Here is a 21,449-nt window from a genome sequence, read left to right on the forward strand (position 1 = left end):
AATTAAGCCATTGTTAATATATTGTAAACATCCTTCATCCTATTTTTCAGTTGCTGATTTCGGTAAAACAACTGTAAACGTTGTTCCTTCTCCAACTTCACTATCTACTGTAATCGTACCTTGATGCGCCTCAACTAAATGCTTTACGATCGACAATCCAAGGCCGGTACCACCAGTATTTCTACTTCTTGCTTTATCCACCCGGTAGAAACGTTCAAAAATACGCGGAATTTCCTCTTTACTAATACCAATTCCAGTATCCGATACTTTTATATAAGCATTATATTTATCTTCCGCTAACTCTACTGAAACAACGCCTCCAGCCGGTGTATATACGATTGCGTTATTAATTAAATTAATAAAGATTTGTTTCAAACGACTTGGATCTCCAATAACAGAGGCACGTTTTAATACATTCACTTGTAAAGAGATTTCTTTTTCTCCTGCTTTATTATCAAGCACCATATGAATATCTTCAAGTAGCCCCTTCATGTCAACGGTTCCCATATTTAATTTAAATCCTTGTTGTTCGATCTTCGACAAATCTAATAAATCTTCAATTAATCCTTGCATGCGCTCACTTTCTTTTAAAATAATGTGCAAGAAATGTTCGCAGAATTTTTTATTATCCATCGCTCCGTCTAAGAGTGTTTCTGAAAAACCTTTAATAGAAGTAATCGGTGTCTTTAATTCATGAGAAACATTCGCTAAAAAGTCTTTTCTCATTTGTTCTAATTTCTTTAACTCTGTTATGTCATGGAATACGAGAACAATCCCTTTCCATTCATGGTTTGTCCCGATAATAGGCGCTCCATATACTTCGAAATGCTTCCGTTCAATTCCAAGTGGTAATAACATTTGTTTACGCACTTTCACTTCTGTCATAAAGATTTCTTCTACAAGCTCAATAATTTCTGTATGATGAAACGATTCATAATATAAGCGATCTAAATATTCTTCATCTGTTACGTGGAAAGTTTCCTTATAAGAGCGGTTTACAAGGTTTATATATCCTAGGCTATCAATTAAAATCATTCCGCTTCCCATATTTTCAATTAACGTATGCAGACGATCTTGCTGCATTTCTTGTTCAAGTGTCATCTCTTGTAAATTTCGTGCTAAAATATTAATCGCTTTACTCAGCATTCCTGTTTCATCCGAATGACTTTCGTATGCACGTGCTTTATAATTACCCTTTGCCAATTCAATTGCAACTTTCGTAACCGATTCAATTGGCCTAATATATTGCCCTGTAATTTTCATACCTAAAAATACAACTACGAGACAAGCAATGACAAATCCGATAATTAATAATCCCCACGTTTTTTGATGTACGTCTCTTAAAGGATCAATTATACTTTTTACCAAAATGTATCCTTGTTTTCCTTCTACATCTTGAACGAACACCGCATGATAAAATTCATTCTTTCGATCCGTTTCTTTCGTAATTACTTTACTTCGTTGTTTTGCCACTTCCGAAGAAAGTTCTTTAATCGTCTCTGGACTAAATGCCAATTCTTGTCCTTTTCTATATTGAACTTTCTTTTTTTCATCCAAAAATACGATAGAAGCTGGTATTTTTTCTTCTAACTTTTCAAATACGTATGGATTTTTTAAGACATTATTAAAACCTTGCTCTTCTGCTAACGTCGCAACATACTCCGTCTCTTTTACCATTCTCTCTTTAGCATGATCTATATAGTAGTTTTCAAACACAGTTTCTAGTAATAAACCTAGTCCAACTAAAATAAATACAATAAGAGAAACAAATGTAAAAAGAAGCCTGGAACGAAATTTATTCATTCCCTTTTGGCTCCTCTAATTTATATCCTAAACCACGTATCGTTTTAATGTACGTCGGTTTTTTCGTATTTTGTTCAATTTTATCGCGCAAATGGCTAATATGAACATCAACAATTCGTGTATCACCAGCAAAATCATAATTCCATACAGCACTTAATAATTGATCACGTGTCAACACGCGACTTTTATTTTTCGCAAGATACACAAGTAGTTCAAATTCTTTTGGTGTTAATTCAAGCTTTCTTCCTTGGAAATAAGCCTCATAAAACTCCGGTAAAATTTTAAGTTCTGCAATTGTGATGCTATCTTCATCTGGCGCTTCTGCAACTTGTTCTTCTTGTTGTAATTTCGTACGGCGCAAAATCGCCTTCACACGAGCAACTACTTCTCTTGGACTAAATGGCTTTGTCATATAATCATCTGCCCCAAGTTCAAGGCCTAGCACCTTATCAAACTCATCATCTTTTGCCGTTAACATTAAAATCGGCGTCATAACGCGCTGCAATCGTAATTCTTTACACACTTCCATACCATCCATTTTCGGAAGCATTAAATCTAATATAATTAAATCTGGGCGTTCTGTTGTCGCTTTTTGAAGCGCCATTTCTCCATCCATCGCTGTTATAACTTCAAACCCAGCTTGTTGTAAATTAAATTCGATTAAAGTTAAGATAAATTCCTCATCATCAACTACTAAAATACGATTGTTCATTCTTTTCCTCCAAGTTATAGACTTGAAACCTTCTTCATCCTAGTATTTTCCCCGTTATTCTCATCATACTAGAAAACAAGGTCCCTCTCAATATAATTGTCTATTCATGGATTCGGATTGTGCTATTGTTATTCCTAAAAACAATTACGTTCGCCTCAATTATGTTTTGTTATCCATACTTTATATACTTCCATATCGTTATTAAATTCTACTTCCGTATGAATATTGAGTTCTCGATTTTGTGCTAAGAGAAAAGATAAAGCATACGCTATTTTATAATCTGGTGTTTCATATCCATCAAATACTCTCCCGTACATTTCATTCACAAACCCGTCTGCCCACACTTCAGCTTCTCTTACCGTTTCAAAGATCGCGTCTTCTCTTTTCCACCTCACCTAAAAAATCACTCCTTTAATTGACTTCAATTACCTCCAAATATTATTAATATTAATATATAAATTAATAATATTTGGAGGTCTATTATGCGACTAATACTATCCATTCTATCTTTAGCAATCACATGTATCCTTGCTTTTAACGCTCCTAGCTGGGATACGATTAAAACGGGTTGCTCAGAATTTGCTGAAGGGTTCAAAGAAGGGTTCTTCAACTAAAAATAGCGCTAGCATCCTTATTAAAGGTATGCTAGCGCTATTCATATTTTCATCTTTTAAAAATTATCTAATGCTTTTTCCATAATGGAAACAGATTTAAAAGGTGGCGTTACTGTTAATGAACCTTTCACAACAGTTTCTCCTTTTTCATCATGAGCAGATACAAGCATATCAATTGTATGTTCCTCCTCAGAAACAGCCACAACTTCAAAGTGGATTTGTAACGTTTCATAATGGTGAACATGTTTCACGAATGTAAGGTCCTTTCTCGTAATATGACTTCCTGGACCCGGTAAATATTTCGTAACCGCCGTTGTAATCATTCCCGTTAGCATAATGCTTGGTACAATCGGCTTTTCATACGGAGTTTGGGATGCGTAATCATGCTGAATATATAATGGATTGGCATCATTCGTTAACCCTAAGTACAATAACAAATCTTTATCCTCAATTTTTTCAGTGATAGATAATTTCTCTCCTACTGTAATTTCATCCATTTTACGACCAATTTGAACTTTTTTCTTTAACATGTTACAACCCCCTCCGATTTTTTCACCTTATTATCCTACTAAAAGCGATACCTTATCCGAAATTTACTATGATGAGGGCAATGTATAGTATAAATCTACAGTTTCATTATAGGATATTACAAATGATAGCGTTTTCATATTATTCCAAAAAAACAATTCGGTAAATAGTAGAAAAAGATTCGGAATCCCGAATCTTTTTCACTACTATTCAATTATTAAACAAGAACTTTCATTACGTTACGTACAGATTCTACAGAGCGATCTAACGCTTCTTTTTCATCTGCAAGAAGTTCTAATTCAATAATTTTTTCAATTCCGTTACCACCTAGAATTACTGGTACCCCTAAGTAAAGGTCACTATAACCATACTCACCTTCAAGGTACGCAATAGCCGGTAATACACGGCGTTGATCTTTTAAGATTGCTTCTGTCATTTCAACTAAAGAAGCTGCTGGTGCGTAATATGCACTACCGTTTCCTAATAAGCCTACAATCTCACCGCCACCTTTACGTGTACGTTCTACGATTGCTTCTAAACGCTCTTTCGGAATTAACGTTTCTAACGGAATACCGCCTGCATATGAATAACGCACAAGAGGTACCATGTCGTCACCGTGTCCACCAAGAACAAATCCTGTAATATCTTTTACAGAAAGATTTAATTCTTGTGCGATGAATGTACGGAAACGAGCTGTATCTAATACACCCGATTGACCGATAACACGCTCTTTCGGGAATCCTGCTTCTTTAAATACAGAATATGTCATTGCATCAACTGGATTTGTTAACACAACAATAATTGCATTTGGTGAATGTTTTGCAATGTCGCGCGTAATACTTTTCATAATTTTAGAGTTTGTTGCTACTAAGTCATCACGGCTCATACCAGGCTTACGTGCAATACCTGCTGTAATAACGACAACGTCAGAATCAGCAGTATCTGCGTAATCAGATGTTCCAATAATGTTAGCATCAAAACCTTGTACTGGGCTCGCTTCTAACATATCTAACGCTTTCCCTTTTGTTGGATTTTCCAGTTGTGGAATGTCCACTAATACAACATCTGCCAGTTCTTTTTGTGCTAATAAGAATGCCGTTGTTGCTCCTGTAAATCCTGCACCGATGACTGAAACCTTCTTGCGTTTGATTGTCATAATTTACCCCCCGCTTTAATTATGCGTTTTTGATTATCGCTACATCCATGTTTTTAATAAGTTCATTAGCGAACTCAGAACATTTCACTTCTGTTGCACCTTCCATTAAGCGTGCGAAATCATAAGTTACTACTTTTGAAGCAATTGTTTTCTCAACAGAAGCAGTTACTAATTTCGCAGCTTCGTTCCATCCTAAGTGTTCTAATAATAATACACCTGAAAGAAGAACAGAAGATGGGTTTACTTTATCTAAACCTGCATATTTTGGAGCTGTACCGTGTGTAGCTTCAAAGATAGCATGTCCAGTCACATAGTTAATGTTTGCACCAGGTGCAATACCAATTCCACCTACTTGTGCAGCAAGTGCATCAGAGATATAGTCACCATTTAAGTTCATTGTTGCAACAACATCGAACTCACGTGGACGAGTTAAAATTTGTTGTAAGAAGATGTCTGCAATAGAATCTTTTACGATGATTTTTCCAGCCACTTCAGCGTCTGCCATCGCTTTATTCGCTGCATCTTTACCATCTTTTTCAACGATACGATCGTATTCAGCCCAAGTAAATACTTTGTCGCCGAATTCTTGTTCCGCTACTTCGTAACCCCAGTTTTTGAAAGCACCTTCTGTAAATTTCATAATGTTTCCTTTATGAACTAATGTAACAGAAGAGCGTTTTTCGTTAATTGCATATTGAATTGCAGCACGAACAAGACGCTTTGTCCCTTCTTCTGAAATCGGCTTAATACCAATACCAGATGTTTCTGGGAAGCGGATTTTATTAACACCCATTGCTTCTTTTAAGAAAGCAAGAACTTTTTCTGCTTCTGGAGATCCTTGTGCATATTCAATTCCAGCATAAATGTCTTCTGTATTTTCACGGAAAATAACCATATCAGTATCTTCCGGACGTTTTACAGGTGAAGGAACACCTTCAAAATAACGAACTGGACGTAGGCATACATATAAATCTAATTCTTGACGAAGTGCTACGTTTAGAGAACGAATACCACCGCCAACTGGAGTTGTAAGTGGACCTTTAATCGCGATTAAATATTCACGAATTAAGTTTAAAGTTTCTTCTGGTAACCACTCGCCTGTTTGGTTGAATGCTTTTTCCCCTGCAAGCACTTCTTTCCAAACGATTTTCTTCTCACCATCATAAGCTTTTTCAACTGCTGCTTCTAGTACGCGAGATGCAGCCGCCCAAATATCAGGACCAATTCCATCTCCCTCGATAAATGGAATAATCGGATTGTTTGGTACATTCATAACACCATTAGTTACAGTAATTTTTTCACCTGTCGTCAATGTGATAACCCCCATGTTTGAAATTTCATATGTATGAAACTGAGGGAATAACCCCTCAGTTCAAACCGTTAGTCAAATTAAAATATTCTAATCATTACATCTTTCCGAAAAAATCAGACTTTTAAAAGCGTATTTTCACTATCAAAATAGTGTTATTCGCTTATCGTTGTGCAATTGGAACATACACTTGATGCGTTGGTCCATTATAATCAGCACGCGGACGAATTAAACGGTTGTTTTCATATTGTTCTAGAATATGAGCTAACCAGCCTGACATACGGCTAATTGCAAAAATAGGTGTAAATAAGTCATGGTCAATTCCTAAACAATGGTATACAGAAGCTGAATAGAAATCAACATTTGGTGGAAGACCTTTTTCTTTTGTTACAATGTCTTCAATTTTGATAGACATATTATACCATTTCTCTTCTCCTAAAAGCACGCATAATCTCTTAGACATTTCACGTAAGTGTTTTGCACGTGGATCACCCTGCTCATACACACGGTGGCCAAAGCCCATGATTTTCACTTTATTTTGAAGAGCATTATGAATATATGACTCTACATTTTCTTCTTCACCAATCTCAGTTAACATCTTCATTACATTTTCATTTGCCCCACCGTGAAGAGGACCTTTTAATGCACCGATTGCTGCTGTAATACCAGAATATACATCTGAAAGTGTAGCTACGCAAACACGTGCAGTAAATGTAGAAGCGTTTAACTCATGATCTGCATGAAGTACAAGCGCCTTATCAAAAGCTTCAATTTCAACTTCATTTGGCTCGCGATCATTTAACATGTACAAGAAGTTTGCAGCTAATGATAAATCCTTTCTTGGCTCAACAATATCTAAACCTTTACGGATTCTCGCGTAAGCAGCAACTAAAGTTCCGACTTGCGCCTGTAATTTAACCGCTTTCAAATAATTGGACTTTTCATCCATAATTTCAGCGCTCTCATCGTATAATGATAGCATGGAAATTGCAGTTCGTAAAACAGACATCGGATGTGCAATTTTTAAATCTACTTGTTTCAAATATGTTAAAATCTCACCTGGAACTTTATAGTATTCAGATACAATTTCATTAAATTCCGCTAGTTCTTTTTCATTAGGAAGCTTGCGGTGCCATAATAAGTACACTACTTCTTCAAACGTAGCATTCTCAGCTAAATCATCAATATTATACCCAACATAAGTTAATGTATCATCAATAATAGAGCTCACAGATGATGTTGTTGCTACTACCCCTTCTAAACCTCGAATAACAGTCATGACATTCTCTCCTTTTCCTGAAAATTCTCCCAACCTTGCTCCTTATATCTATTTGCTCCCCTTATGAATTATGAACGCCCGTTCACTCTTTAGGCAAGCAAAATGCACGATCATGCAAATTTGTTGCGATGTTCCCCTCTTATTGTCCATTGTTTACATGGAAAGCATGAGCGTGAATGTCTCCCCGAATCCTCACGCTCAAAACAACAAGTTAGTGAGGAAAATACATTCCGAAGAGTTTTATGATAAAAACAACATAAAACAATATCATTATAAAATTGTTTTATGTTGTTTTTATTTTATCTGGTGTAAAGTCTCTGCTGTTATGTAACTTTTCAAAGTTTCTAATCCTATTATAAACAATTATCTGACTTTTGTGAACAGAAAGAATTCAAAAATTTTATATTACTATAAAATTCCTTATTTAAACATCTGTATAATACTCATAACCGCATAGGCAATTCCAGCCCCAATTAACGGACCAACAGCAACCCCATTAAATAGCGCAACCGCTATAATTGTCCCAAAAACAAGCGCAGTTGTAATGTGAGGATCCGTCGTCAACAATTGTACGCCGCCTTTCGCTAACAAAGCGACCGCTACACCTGAAGCTAAAGCAATCCACGCATAATAAGATTTCGCCGCTTCTCCAAGTTGTTTAAAACCTATTTCCCCTGTCGCAATCGGTACGAGCACCGCTATTGTAATGACCGTTACACCTAGGTTAATTCCTTTCGTTTGTAAATAAGGAAAGACCTTATCTCCTAAAAACGTAAACTTCAATAAAAATAACACACCAATAGCTACAGTAAGCGATTGGTTTTTAGCAATAAGTCCTATAATAAGTAGTATGAATAAAAATAACGTTGACTGACTAATCATGTTTGCACTTCCTTTCTGAAAATAATGAACTCATTTCCAAACAAAAATACCTTTAAACCTATCGTTATACATGCTATATCGATGCCTATTCAACATGAATCACTTCATTTTTTATGTATTTTAAAATGACAAACTGAGACTTTCACCATCAAAATTTAAGCATGTATACATTTTAAAAAACGGGCGTCTCTTCTTTCTTTTCTAATTAGAAACAGGTAAAATAAAAAGAAGAGAAAATGAAGTTTTTACCATATAGTAGAAGCATCAACACCAAGCTTTCACAGTCACTCACATACTGAAAAAGCAGGAAAAATCCATCATTCCACTATAACATAAAGTGAAACTTTAATCAGTGGGGCATTTTCCACTGATTATTAGCCTTCACCAATCGGGCTTTTACGGGCAGTTTATCTCCAGCTAACTCCTTTGATCCAGCCGCACTTCGGGTAGGAGATTTACTGCCCGTTAATGCGGGGTAAAGTGAAACTTTAATCAGTGGAGCACACTCGTTATAAGTTGAACGAATTAGGATAATCCAAATTGGAATGGGAGGTATACATCTTTGAACCGAAACTTACTATATATGATATTGAGACTCATATTTGTCATTGTAGCAACGGTAGCTGGGTTCTATGTATTACTATACATGTCAGGGCTTATCTATCCTTTTATTATCGCTTTTGCATTTGCTTATTTGATTAATCCTGTCGTCAATTTCCTTAATCAAAAACTACAATTTCCTCGCGCACTAGCAGTACTCGTTAGCTTAATTCTCGTATTTGGAGCTATCGTTGGACTTGTTACATATCTTGTGACTGAAGCAATATCTGCCACAACATACTTACTACAACTTGTTACAGTAAAGTTTCCAGATATCGTTACATTCGCTCAGCAATTTGCACTTAATCATATTATGCCTCTCTACGATGATTTAATCTCTAAATTTAATCATCTTGGAGAACCACAGCGCTATACAATTACACAAAACATTCAAAACTTAGGAACAGAAGCAACAACACAAATGAAAGAACTTTTAACCGCCATTATAAGCGGGTTAACGAATTTCATTAGTGCACTGCCAACAACTTTAACTGTTCTTGTATTCATTTTATTAGCCACTTTCTTCATTAGTTACGATTGGCACCGTCTTGCTCAGAAGGCAAGAAAATTGCTACCGAATCGTGTACATGGCTATGGAAAAACTATTTTTGTCGACTTAAGAAAAGCTTTGTTTGGTTTTGTGAAAGCACAACTTACACTCGTATCTATGACAACCGTCATTGTACTAATCGGACTTTTAATATTACGCGTACCATACGCCATTACTATTGCGATTATTACAGGAGTTGTAGATTTACTACCATACTTAGGAACAGGCGCAGTCTTCGTTCCATGGGTTATATACGTATTTTTCACTGGCGATACCGCATTCGCCATTGGTCTTCTCATTTTATACATCGTCGTGATTGTCCAAAGACAAATTATGGAGCCGAAAGTACTTTCATCTAACATCGGTCTCGATCCATTAGCAACACTCGTCGCTCTATTTGTCGGCTTTAAACTTTTTGGCTTTTTAGGATTAATCATCGGCCCAGTCACCTTAGTACTACTTAATACATTACACAAAGCTAATGTCTTCCATGACTTGTGGAAATATATTAAAGGTTCACCTTCAAAATAATAGTTTCTAATTCATACACAACAAAAAACTTACATGTAATCAGTGGGAATTTCCCACTGATTATTCCTTGTACTTATTTTTCATACTCATTACATAAAACAAGAGAATTGCACTCAAAAAAGATAATTCTCTTGTTTTTTTGCATGAAAAACGCATATTTCGTGGTGTTTTTACATATTTATTCTATTTATTTTATAATTATCATTTACATTTATTACTTTTTATGTAAATGAATAAATATACAAAATAGCATAAAACAAGACTTCAACTAACAATCTCCGCCTTTTTATATGAATTTTTTACACCAATCGTTCCTTTATATAAGAAAGCAAAAATTTAATTCAGCAGCGTTCCCTCCATCTTATTCATCTAAATTAATAGCACTAAAAAATCACAAGTTTAATCGAAGTACACACAAGAATTCAAACGAAAATTATATAGCACATATAATAAGCGAACGTTTTGTTCATCCCCACTCATCATTCGCCCCACACCAGACACTTACGAGCAGCCCAGCTTTGAGATAGAAATTCCACCCCACAAATAGCGCGGCAAAGCAAAGCTTCAACCAGAAAGTTCCTCTCCTCTTACAACACAAAAAATAGCACTTAGATTTCTACAATCTAAGTGCTATTTCTGAATAATAATAGTAGAGTTCTTTCTAAATTTCCATTCCATCCACTTCATAACAAACGGCTTCAATAAAGCTCTCGTAATAGGGATCACGCAGATAAACCCTAGCACATCTGTCACATACCCAGGAAGCACTAAGAGAATACCTCCTACAAATACAAAAATACCATCTAGTACCGCCTCACCTGGCATTTCCCCTCTATTCAACTTAGATTGAATCTCTCCAAGCACTTTAAACCCTTGTCTTTTCGCCAAATACACACCTACAACACCTGTAAATACAATCATAGCGAACGTAGACCATAAACCTATTACATGACTTGATCCAATTAAGACCGTAATCTCAATCGCCGGTATTAAAATAAACAAGAATAGTAACCACTTCATAGTTCTACACCTCTCTCACAACTCACTTTTAACGTCCTCACAACGCCTATATACATCATATGAAATATAGATACTCTTTCATATTAAAACACATAACAAACAGCTTTTAAAAGCAATTCTAGGCGCTTTAAGCTAATTCTATCTCGTTTTTGTGTAAAAAAAAGAGAAGGACTCCGATCCTTCTCTCCGTATTACTTATAGCACTTCCGCATGTCCATTATAAACAATTCCGCGTGCTGCATCAACTGTTACTTCTTGGCCATTTTTTAAAGTTGCTGTTACGCCGTTTACACCAACGATAACAGGAATACCGATTGATACGCCTACAACAGCTGCATGGCTTGTTAAGCCACCTTCTTCTACAACTAAAGCCGCAGCTTTTTCGATTGCAGGAATCATATCTTTATCAGTGCTTGTTGTAACAAGGATATCACCTTCGTTTACGTTCGCTACAGCTTCAGCAGCTGTTTTTGCTACAACTACTTTACCTTTTGCAGCTTTACGACCAATTCCTTGTCCTTTAGCAATTTCTTCACCAACAACGTGGATTTTCATTAAGTTTGTTGTACCAGTTTCAGCAACTGGAACACCCGCAGTAATCACTACAGTATCTCCAAGTCCAATTAGACCCGCATCCATACCTGTTTGAATTGCTGTATCTAACATTTCGTCAGTTGAAGCTGCGCGCTTCTCAGCCATAAATGCTTGTACACCCCAAACAAGTGCAAGACGACGTCCTACTTGCTCGTCAGATGTTACAGCTACGATTGGAGATTTTGGACGGTATTTAGAGATCATTTTCGCAGTATATCCACTTTCTGTTGGAGCTACGATTGCAGCTACATCAAGAGCAAGTGCTGTATGCGCAACAGATTGGCTAATTGCATCTGTAATTGTTGGAGTGAACTCTTTAATACGTTTTTTGAACATATCTTCATATTGTAATGATTTTTCAACACGTACCGCAATGTTAGCCATCATTGTTACTGCTTCTACCGGATATTGTCCAGCAGCTGTTTCACCTGAAAGCATGATTGCATCTGTACCATCGAAGATTGCGTTAGCTACGTCACTTGCTTCCGCACGAGTTGGACGTGGGTTACGTTGCATAGAATCTAACATTTGTGTTGCAGTAATAACCGGTTTACCTAACACGTTACATTTTTTAATTAGACGTTTTTGTACTAACGGTACTTCTTCTGGTGGAATTTCTACACCCATATCACCACGAGCTACCATTAAACCGTCAGAAACTTCTAAGATTGAATCGATGTTGTCGATACCTTCTTGGTTTTCGATTTTTGGTACGATTTGGATGTATTGAGCGTTATGCTCTTCTAATAATTCACGGATTTCTAATACGTCAGACGCTTTACGTACGAATGAAGCTGCAATGAAATCAACTTTTTGCTCGATACCGAAGATGATATCTTTTACGTCTTTTTCAGTGATACCAGGAAGCTTAATGCTTACGTTTGGTACGTTAACACCTTTTTTATTTTTTACAGTTCCGCTGTTAAGAACTTTTGTACGGATGTTTCCATCAGCTTTTTCGATTACTTCTAGTTCGATAAGACCGTCATCGATTAGAATACGAGAACCTGGGTCTACATCGTCATAAAGACCAGCATAAGATACAGAGAACTTCTCTGCAGTACCTAATACTTGCTCAGTAGAAAGAACTACCTCTGCACCTGTTACAAGCTCAGCTTGTCCGTCTACGAAGTCGTGAGTACGGATTTCTGGACCTTTTGTATCAAGTAAGATACCAACTGTTTTACCAGTTTTCTTTGAAGCTTCACGAATGTTTTTAATACGAGCTCCGTGCTCTTCATGGCTACCATGAGAGAAGTTTAAACGAGCAACGTTCATACCTGCTTCGATTAATTGCTCTAATTTTTCAATACTTTCACTAGCAGGACCTATAGTACATACAATTTTAGTTTTACGCATATTGCACCTCCGAAAATTATGAAACCGTTCCCAAATATCTGACATTACGCCGATTAGATGGATAATTCTTTAGATAATTGATACATATCTTTATCGATTGTATGCTTTTGAGCTAACGCTTCGATAATGTCATGATCAACAAGTTTATTATCTTGAATACCTACACAACGTCCACCTTTACCAGCAATTAACAACTCAACTGCTCTTGCACCAAGACGACTTGCTAATACACGGTCTTGTGCACTTGGTGATCCACCACGTTGTACGTGACCTAATACAGTTACACGAGTATCAAAGTTTGTTGCTTCTTCAATGTGCTTACCGATGTCAATTGCACTTCCAACACCTTCAGCTACAATGATAATACTGTGTTTTTTACCACGTTCGCTACCACGTTTTAGACGAGCGATTACATCATCCATGTCATACTCTTCTTCTGGAATTAAGATTGTTTCTGCACCATCAGCTAAACCAGCCCATAATGCGATATCTCCAGCATGACGTCCCATTACTTCGATAACATATGTACGTTCATGAGATGTAGCTGTATCACGGATTTTATCAATTGCATCAATAACAGTGTTTAAAGCTGTATCGAAACCAATTGTGAAGTCTGTTCCAGGGATATCATTGTCGATTGTACCTGGTACACCAACACATGGGAATCCTTGTTCAGTTAATTTTTTAGCGCCTTGGTAAGAACCATCTCCACCAATAACAACAAGTCCTTCGATACCATGTTTCTTTAATTGCTCGATACCTTTTAGTCGTACTTCTGGGTCTTTAAACTCAGGACATCTTGCTGTATATAATTTCGTACCACCGCGGTGGATAATATCGCCAACAGAACCAAGTTCTAATTTTTCAATGTGACCAGAAATTAATCCAGCGTATCCATGGTAAATACCATATACTTCAATATCATGGAAAATCGCTTTACGAACAACTGCACGAATGGCAGCATTCATACCAGGTGAATCTCCACCACTTGTTAATACACCAATACGTTTCATTTGTACTCACCTCATAAAGATTATTTGCCTTATAATAAAATAACACGAAAAAATATAAAAACACAATGGAGAAGATGTGTCTTTTCATAATAAAAACGTGCATTCGCGAAGAGGAACGCACGCTTTTCTTATTTTATCCCAATGGAAGCGTTTGAAAACGAAACTTGCCCAATTTTCATATATTTTTCATAACGTTTTTCGATTAATTCATCTTTCGAAATTCCGTTTAATTGTTCAAAAGTTTTTCTAATTATTAAGTCTATATTTTCTGACTGTTTCAAAATATTACGGTGAGCTCCACCTTTTGTCTCTGGAATAATTTCATCAATTACACCTAATTCTTTCAAATCTGCTGCTGTAATTTTCATTGCCTCTGCAGCTTCCTTTGCTTTTCCTGCATCTTTCCAAAGAATTGCCGCTGCACCCTCTGGTGTAATAACAGAATAAGTGGAATTTTCTAGCATATGAATGTAATCTCCTACTCCAAGGCCTAGCGCACCACCACTACCGCCTTCACCGATAACGATACAAATAACTGGTACCGTTAAACCTGCCATCTCAAATAGGTTGCGGGCAATAGCTTCACTTTGTCCACGTTCTTCAGCTGCTTTACCAGGATAAGCTCCCTTCGTATCGATGAAACAAATAATAGGACGATTAAACTTTTCCGCTTGTTTCATGAGACGCAGTGCTTTTCGATATCCTTCTGGATGAGGCATTCCAAAGTTACGGCGAATATTTTCTTTTGTATCTTTTCCGCGCTGATGCCCAATTACAGTTACAGGCATCCCTTTATATTTCGCAATGCCGCCGACAATCGCTGCATCATCGCCAAATAGACGATCTCCATGACATTCGAAAAAATCAGTAAATAAGTGCTCAATATAATCGAGCGTTGTCGGTCGTTCTGCATGACGAGCAATTTGAACACGGTCCCATACTTTTAGATTGCCGTATATATCTTCCTCTAAATTTTCTAGCTTTTCTTCCAAAATACGAATCTCCTCACTGAAGTCCATCTGGCTGTTTTTCGTATAGTCTTTCAGTTCACGAATCTTATTTCTTAGCTCAACAACTGGTTTTTCAAATTCTAGCTCTGCCATACAGCCACTTCCCCTCCTTGATGAACTTCTAAAATCTTACGAAGCGATTCTCTCATATCATCACGATGCACCACCGCATCTAATTGACCATGATCTAGTAAGAATTCTGCCGTTTGGAAATCTTCCGGTAGTTTCTCACGCACCGTTTGTTCAATTACACGTCTACCAGCAAATCCGATAAGTGCACCCGGTTCTGCAAGATTATAATCACCAAGTGAAGCGAAACTCGCTGAAACCCCGCCCGTCGTTGGGTGAGTCATAACAGAAATAAATAATCCTCCTGCATTACTATGCTTTTTCAAAGCTACGCTTGTTTTTGCCATTTGCATTAAACTTAATATACCTTCTTGCATACGGGCACCACCCGAAGCAGTAAAGATAATAAATGGAACTTGTAAGTCGTACGCCTTTTCAACCGCACGGGCGATTTTTTCTCCTACTACAGAGCCCATGCTCCCCATTCGAAAACGAGAATCCATTACTGCAACAACAACAAGCATGTCATCAATTGTTCCTTCACCAGTTACAACCGCTTCGTTCAATTCAGTCTTCTTACGATCGCTCTCTAGTTTCTCTTCATAACCTGGAAACTCGAGTGGATTTAATGAAACCATTTCTTTGTCATACTCACGGAATGACCCTTCGTCCAATATACTATCAAGACGTTCCCATGCATTCATAGGATGATGATATCCACAATTCACACATACTTTTAAATTTTTTAGAAGTTCTTTCGTATACATGATTTTTTTACATTCCGGACATTTTGTCATAACGCCATCTGGCACATCTTTTCGTACTTGTTCTGAAGGTATTGCAGCGTACTTTTTCTTTTTCACGAATAAATCTCTTAGCACAATTTGACCCCCTTCGTTGAGAGCTAAGGTTAGCGTAAGAAGAAAATGGGGCTAACACCAAAGTTTGATGTTAGCCTTATCTTCTCAATCTGTCTAATAACCTCACTCTTTACGTTTAACTTTAACCGCTACGCGGTAGAATGTTTGTCATAACGTGTCATGGTCATTTCGACAAATTTTATACATTACGAGTGAAACTGTATATTCTCTACTAATTCATCGTAAATTTTTAGTGCATCATTTTCTTGTTTTTCTTCCAAAGTAGCGTAAAGCTTTCTATACATATCGATAGAATCTCTTGAAACTTTACAAGAAAGCGTTGATACGTAATCATTTACGATCATCCAAATGCGATATAGTAAATAATTATCGACTTGTTCAATAAGTGTTTTAAAGAACGTTTGATGAAGCGTTGGGATTGAGTTTTCATTTCCTTCAAGTACTTGGTGTAATTTACTTAGCACTTTAGAAAACGTTTCTTTCGGTAAATTACATACAATTCGAATCATATCTTTCTCGAGTAATCGTTTCGTTTGTAATAAATCACGAATTGTTTTCTCATCTTGCAATAAGAACGGAGCAATTAATTGTACAAGACCGTTATCATAAAAGTTTCGAATAAACGTCCCTTCACCACGTCTCGTTTCAATCAATCCTACCAGTTCTAAAGCACGCAATGCTTCTCTTACAGAGGAACGTCCTACGTTTAAGCGTGAACTTAACTCACGCTCAGACGGCAAACGATCCCCCGCCACCAATCCATCCTCTTCCATAATGGAACGGATTTTTTTTACAATTTCGAGATATACTTTTGTATTTGATGATGTCAATGGAATTTCCTCGCTTATTCTTTACCAATCAGCGCTAATTGTTTTGTTTTTTCAGCGATCTCATTTGGATCTACTTGACGGCGAGCTACTCCTGTCTCCATTGCTGCTTTTGCAACGTAAGCCGATACTTGAGGCGCTACACGCGCGTCAAATGGTGCCGGAATGATATAGTCTGCATTTAACTCATCTTCTGCTACAAGCTCAGCAATAGCCTGTACAGCTGCCATCTTCATTTCTTCGTTAATTTGTGTCGCATGTACGTCAAGTGCACCGCGGAAAATACCAGGGAACGCCAGTACATTATTTACTTGGTTCGGGAAGTCAGAACGACCTGTTCCAACAACAGCTGCGCCCGCTGCTTTTGCCAATTCTGGCATAATTTCTGGAACTGGATTCGCCATTGCAAAAATAATCGCATCGTCATTCATTGTACGAACCATCTCTTCTGTTAATGCACCTTCTGCAGATACACCAATGAATACGTCTGCACCTTGTACAACATCAGCTAAAGAACCTTCTATACGATTCTTATTTGTATATTTTGCAACTTCATCCTTCACCGGATTCATACCTGTAGGACGACCATCATAGATTGCCCCTTTACGGTCACACATAATAATGTCGCGTACACCATAGCGATATAAAAGTTTAATAATTGCAATACCTGCTGCACCTGCGCCATTTGCGACAACTTTAATGTCAGACATTTTCTTTCCAACTAATTTCAGTGCATTTACAAGACCTGCTACTGTTACAATAGCTGTTCCGTGTTGATCATCATGGAAGATAGGAATATTTGTTTCTTTTTTCAAACGCTCTTCAATAATGAAGCAGTTTGGTGCTGCGATATCTTCTAAGTTAACGCCGCCAAAAGTTGGCTCCATTAATTTTACAGTTTCAACAATTTTATCTACATCGTTTGTATTTAAGGCAATTGGGAATGCATCTACACCAGCAAAGCTCTTGAATAATACAGCTTTACCTTCCATTACTGGAAGAGATGCTTCAGGTCCAATGTTACCAAGACCAAGTACAGCTGTTCCATCTGTCACAACTGCTACCATATTTCCCTTCATCGTATATTCATATACCTTACTTTTATCGTCATAAATTTCTTTACAAGGTTCTGCAACCCCTGGAGAATATGCAAGACTTAAATCTTTTGCATTTTCTACTTTTACTTTTGATACAGTTTCTAATTTTCCTTGATGCACTTTATGCATGTGAAGTGCTTCTTCACGAAGTGTTGACAAACTATCCACTCTCCTCAAATTATTCTTGCTGATATCAATTTCTCCAAGTGGTCTGACCACGAACACTACTACTATAATAATCGAAGTGTAGGGAAATTGTCCATTATATTTTCACAACTACATTTTCTTCCCCGACAATTTCACGAAGTGCTCCTAAACATTCTTCACTTGGATGAATCGATAAACTCCGAGATAATTGTACCATTTTATGTTCCTTTTCATAATAAATTAGTACTTTCGCAAAACCTGAATAGTCGAACAATATTTTCGTAACCCGATTTAAAAGCTTTTTCTCATACTGAGATGGCAATTTCACGTAAACAGATACGTCTTTCTTTTCTTCATAAACATCCATTTCCTCTAGCAGATATAGTCCATTTACAATCCATTGCAGCTTATGATTTCTTAGCTCAATCGTACCGTCAACTAAAACAATTGCTCCTTCTTGCAACTTATCCGAGAAATGTATATACGTTTCTGGGAAGAGGACCGCTTCCATTTCATCATTTTGATCACAGAATGTAATAAATGCCATCTTTTGAAACTTTTTCGTACGAATCACTCTAACACTTGTTATATACACAATAGCTCTTTGTACTTTTTTCTTGTGTCGCATCGCCTGAGCGAGAGATGGAATTTCTAATTCTTTTGCTAACTTCACATATTGCGCTGTCGGATAACTTGATAAATAAAAGCCAAGTACTTCTTTCTCTTTATTTAGTTGTTCAATAAAAGATAGCTCTTCTCCTTGTACATATTTTGATTTTGGAACAGCATCTCCTAAATCACGTGCGAGATTCGCGTACTCTAACGCCCCTTTAATACTCTTCCATAAATTCGTTCTCGAAACACCAAAATCATCAAAACATCCCGACCAGACGAAAGCTTCTAAATTACGCTCCGTTACGAACTTTGACGGCATACGGAGACAAAATTCAAATAAATCTTCGAACATTTTTTTCTCTCGTTCTTCTAATAATGCCGTCACTGTAGCCATTCCAATATTTCGGATCGAAAGTAAACTGTAACGTATCGCATTCCCTTCTATTTGGAAGTTATAACCACTTCTCTGAAGAGACGGCGGCAAAACGTGAAAACCTTTCCGCTTCGTTTCTCGTATATACTGTACAATTTTATCTTCATTTCCAATTGCGCTTGATAATAATGCCGTCATAAATTCCAGCGTATAGTTCGCTTTCAAATAGGCAAGCTGATATCCGATCATACTGTAAGCTACAGCGTGACTTCGGTTAAAACCGTAATTCGCAAATCTTACAATTAAATCATAAATTTTTTCAGCAGACGTCTCATCATATCCATTTCGCAAACATCCCTGGACGAAATGCTTACGTTCCTGATCTAAAATATCACGATTTTTTTTACTCACTGCACGGCGCAGTAAATCTGCTTCTCCAAGCGAAAACCCTGCTAACTTCGATGCAATTTGCATAATTTGTTCTTGGTATACAATGACGCCGTATGTTCTTTCTAAAATTGGCTTTAAATCCGGATGTAAATATTCGATTTTTCTTTTTCCATGTTTCGATTCAATAAAAGTCGGTATCTGTTCCATCGGTCCTGGTCTGTATAACGAGTTAACAGCTACGATATCTTCAAACTCATTCGGTTTTAACCCGCGAAGTACATTTCGCATACCGCCTGACTCAAGCTGGAATACACCTGTTGTATCTCCTCTCCCTAATAATTGGAATGTCTTTTCATCTTGAAGAGGTAAGTTTCTTATATCGATTTCTTTCCCAGTTTTGTTCGCGATAAATTTTATAATATTTTCAAGTAACGTTAAATTACGTAATCCTAAAAAGTCCATCTTAAGCAACCCAAGTTCTTCTAGCGCATCGGCTGGATATTGCGTAACATAAACATCGTTATGTCCTTCTTGAATTGCTACACTGCCTGTTAGCGGTTCTTGACTCATAATAACACCAGCCGCATGAATAGACGTATGACGTGGTAAACCTTCTACACGTTTTGCGATTTCAAACACACGCTCATGCAAAAGATTCCCTTGTATAAACTCACGAAGTGATTGTGATTCTTCATATGCATCTTTTAACGTTATACCAAGCTTTGATGGGATAAGTTTTGAAAATATATCAATATCTCGCGGCGGAAGCCCCATTACGCGGGCAATGTCTCTAATTGCCGCTTTTGCTGCAAGCGTACCAAACGTTACAATTTGCGCAACACGGAGCTGACCGTATTTATCTTTCACATAGCGAATCATCTCATCACGTCTTACGTCTGGAAAATCAATATCAATATCAGGAAGCGTCACACGTTCAGGATTTAAAAACCTTTCAAATAATAGATCGTATTCAATTGGATCAATATCTGTAATTTCTAATACGTATGAAACGAGTGAACCAGCTGCCGATCCACGACCTGGTCCTGTTAGAATATGATTTTCATGTGCATACTTCATAAAATCCCATACGATGAGGAAATAATCACTAAATCCCATACGAGAAATAACATTTAATTCATGATCCAAACGCTTTATATGCACTTCTTTCGGTTCACCATATCGTTTCCGCAAACCTTCTTCACAAACACGACGCAAGTATATATCACTCGTTTCATTAGACGGAACAGGAAACTTCGGAAGTTGATTTACATGGAACGGTATTTCTACTTGGCAACGCTCTGCAATTTTTATTGTATTTCGGATTGCTTCCGGCGCATGGGAAAATAGTGCTTCCATTTCATCCGATGACTTTAAATAATACTGATCTGTTTTCAGCCTCGGCCTATCTGGATCAGTCATTTTCGTTCCACTTTCAACAGATAGTAAACATTCATGAACAAGCGCGTCACTTTGATTGATATAGCGCACATCGTTTGTTGCAACGACTGGAATATTAACCCTACTAATAAATTCAGGTAGTTTCTCTTGTAAAAGCAACTCATCTTGAATTGCATGATGCTGCAAACTCATATAAAAATGGCCGAACATATTTTGATACGTGCGAGCTACTTCTTCAGCCTGACTCTCATTGTCTTCTAGTAATAATTGCTCAATTTCGCCATCTTTACCTGGCGAAATAGCAATTAATCCTTTCGCATAATGCGCAAGCCACTTCTTAGGAATACCTTCTTTGGACTTTGTCATAATACTGCTAGAAATCTTTAATAAATTTTGGTAGCCTATTTCATTCTCAGCAAGTAATACAAGCGGATAAGACCTTTCTTCTTCTTCACTAAAAATAGAAGCGGTTAATCCAATAACAGGCTGTATACCATGTTTCTTACATGCTTTATAAAACGGAATAACACCATACATAACATTTTCATCCGTAATAGCTAGCGATGAAAAACCAAGTTCTTTCGCCCTGACTACAAGCTCATCAATTTTACAAGCACTTTTTAATAAACTAAAAACGGTTTGACATTGTAAATGCACAAACTTCACTGTTGTACCCTCTCTTTACCTATTTG

Annotated in this window: 18 protein-coding genes; 2 read left to right on the plus strand and 16 right to left on the minus strand. The window is 37.1% G+C overall.

Annotated elements, in window-relative coordinates; genetic code table 11:
* Positions 1–39 precede the first annotated feature (39 nt).
* The 3 genes from phoR to ACS2CR_RS00430 form a co-directional block, all read right to left on the minus strand.
* Positions 40–1,803: a sensory box histidine kinase PhoR gene (gene phoR / locus ACS2CR_RS00420; RefSeq protein ID WP_153602465.1), complete on the minus strand. Its 1,764-nt coding sequence runs from the start codon at positions 1,801–1,803 to the stop codon at positions 40–42.
* Entirely contained in the window at positions 1,796–2,515 is a 720-nt protein-coding gene (gene phoP / locus ACS2CR_RS00425) for a two-component system response regulator PhoP (protein ID WP_001065220.1), read from the minus strand. The genes phoR and phoP overlap by 8 nt, the downstream gene beginning before the upstream one ends.
* 155 nt (positions 2,516–2,670) lie before the next feature.
* Positions 2,671–2,910, minus strand: a complete 240-nt coding sequence (locus ACS2CR_RS00430; RefSeq protein WP_001267373.1) for a hypothetical protein — start codon at positions 2,908–2,910, stop codon at positions 2,671–2,673.
* An 87-nt stretch (positions 2,911–2,997) separates the two neighbouring features.
* On the opposite strand from ACS2CR_RS00430, the gene ACS2CR_RS00435 reads away from it, so the two are divergent.
* Complete coding sequence (locus tag ACS2CR_RS00435) at positions 2,998–3,129, plus strand: hypothetical protein (protein WP_001237020.1); 132 nt, start codon at positions 2,998–3,000, stop codon at positions 3,127–3,129.
* Between the two features lie 56 nt (positions 3,130–3,185).
* Here ACS2CR_RS00435 and ACS2CR_RS00440 read toward each other — a convergent pair whose 3' ends face one another.
* The 5 genes from ACS2CR_RS00440 to ACS2CR_RS00460 form a co-directional block, all read right to left on the minus strand.
* A complete protein-coding gene (locus ACS2CR_RS00440; protein ID WP_000914180.1) occupies positions 3,186–3,659 on the minus strand; it encodes a MaoC family dehydratase in 474 nt (157 codons plus the stop codon).
* Positions 3,660–3,874: 215 nt separating this feature from the next.
* Positions 3,875–4,813 carry a malate dehydrogenase gene (gene mdh / locus ACS2CR_RS00445; protein ID WP_000153232.1) on the minus strand — a complete coding sequence of 313 codons (939 nt, stop codon included), beginning with the start codon at positions 4,811–4,813 and terminating at the stop codon, positions 3,875–3,877.
* Between the two features lie 19 nt (positions 4,814–4,832).
* Complete coding sequence (gene icd / locus ACS2CR_RS00450) at positions 4,833–6,125, minus strand: NADP-dependent isocitrate dehydrogenase (protein WP_000206898.1); 1,293 nt, start codon at positions 6,123–6,125, stop codon at positions 4,833–4,835.
* Positions 6,126–6,285: 160 nt separating this feature from the next.
* A complete protein-coding gene (gene citZ, locus ACS2CR_RS00455; RefSeq protein WP_000503652.1) occupies positions 6,286–7,434 on the minus strand; it encodes a citrate synthase in 1,149 nt (382 codons plus the stop codon).
* Positions 7,435–7,821: 387 nt separating this feature from the next.
* Positions 7,822–8,283: a DUF441 domain-containing protein gene (locus tag ACS2CR_RS00460; protein ID WP_000625507.1), complete on the minus strand. Its 462-nt coding sequence runs from the start codon at positions 8,281–8,283 to the stop codon at positions 7,822–7,824.
* Positions 8,284–8,845: 562 nt separating this feature from the next.
* On the opposite strand from ACS2CR_RS00460, the gene ytvI reads away from it, so the two are divergent.
* Positions 8,846–9,964, plus strand: a complete 1,119-nt coding sequence (gene ytvI, locus ACS2CR_RS00465; protein ID WP_001081388.1) for a sporulation integral membrane protein YtvI — start codon at positions 8,846–8,848, stop codon at positions 9,962–9,964.
* Positions 9,965–10,594: 630 nt separating this feature from the next.
* Here ytvI and ACS2CR_RS00470 read toward each other — a convergent pair.
* From ACS2CR_RS00470 to dnaE, 8 genes are all read right to left on the minus strand, one after another.
* Positions 10,595–10,984 (minus strand): FxsA family protein, encoded by a 390-nt coding sequence (locus tag ACS2CR_RS00470; protein ID WP_000871630.1) that lies wholly within the window; start codon positions 10,982–10,984, stop codon positions 10,595–10,597.
* Positions 10,985–11,179: 195 nt separating this feature from the next.
* A complete protein-coding gene (pyk, locus tag ACS2CR_RS00475; protein WP_001232673.1) occupies positions 11,180–12,937 on the minus strand; it encodes a pyruvate kinase in 1,758 nt (585 codons plus the stop codon).
* A 53-nt stretch (positions 12,938–12,990) separates the two neighbouring features.
* Positions 12,991–13,950, minus strand: a complete 960-nt coding sequence (pfkA, locus tag ACS2CR_RS00480) for a 6-phosphofructokinase (RefSeq protein WP_000821156.1) — start codon at positions 13,948–13,950, stop codon at positions 12,991–12,993.
* 128 nt (positions 13,951–14,078) lie between these two features.
* Entirely contained in the window at positions 14,079–15,053 is a 975-nt protein-coding gene (gene accA / locus ACS2CR_RS00485; RefSeq protein ID WP_000818807.1) for an acetyl-CoA carboxylase carboxyl transferase subunit alpha, read from the minus strand.
* On the minus strand, positions 15,041–15,910 hold the full coding sequence (gene accD / locus ACS2CR_RS00490) for an acetyl-CoA carboxylase, carboxyltransferase subunit beta (protein ID WP_000942857.1): 870 nt from the start codon (positions 15,908–15,910) through the stop codon (positions 15,041–15,043). The genes accA and accD overlap by 13 nt, the downstream gene beginning before the upstream one ends.
* Before the next feature lie 185 nt (positions 15,911–16,095).
* Positions 16,096–16,740, minus strand: a complete 645-nt coding sequence (locus ACS2CR_RS00495) for a FadR/GntR family transcriptional regulator (RefSeq protein WP_000204440.1) — start codon at positions 16,738–16,740, stop codon at positions 16,096–16,098.
* 14 nt (positions 16,741–16,754) lie between these two features.
* Entirely contained in the window at positions 16,755–17,963 is a 1,209-nt protein-coding gene (locus ACS2CR_RS00500; protein ID WP_162230567.1) for an NAD(P)-dependent malic enzyme, read from the minus strand.
* Between the two features lie 133 nt (positions 17,964–18,096).
* Complete coding sequence (gene dnaE, locus ACS2CR_RS00505; RefSeq protein ID WP_053514526.1) at positions 18,097–21,423, minus strand: DNA polymerase III subunit alpha; 3,327 nt, start codon at positions 21,421–21,423, stop codon at positions 18,097–18,099.
* Positions 21,424–21,449 lie beyond the last annotated feature (26 nt).

Origin of the sequence: Bacillus cereus group sp. BceL291 (assembly GCF_051776705.1) — a bacterium.
Classification (GTDB): Bacteria; Bacillota; Bacilli; order Bacillales; family Bacillaceae_G; genus Bacillus_A; species Bacillus_A cereus.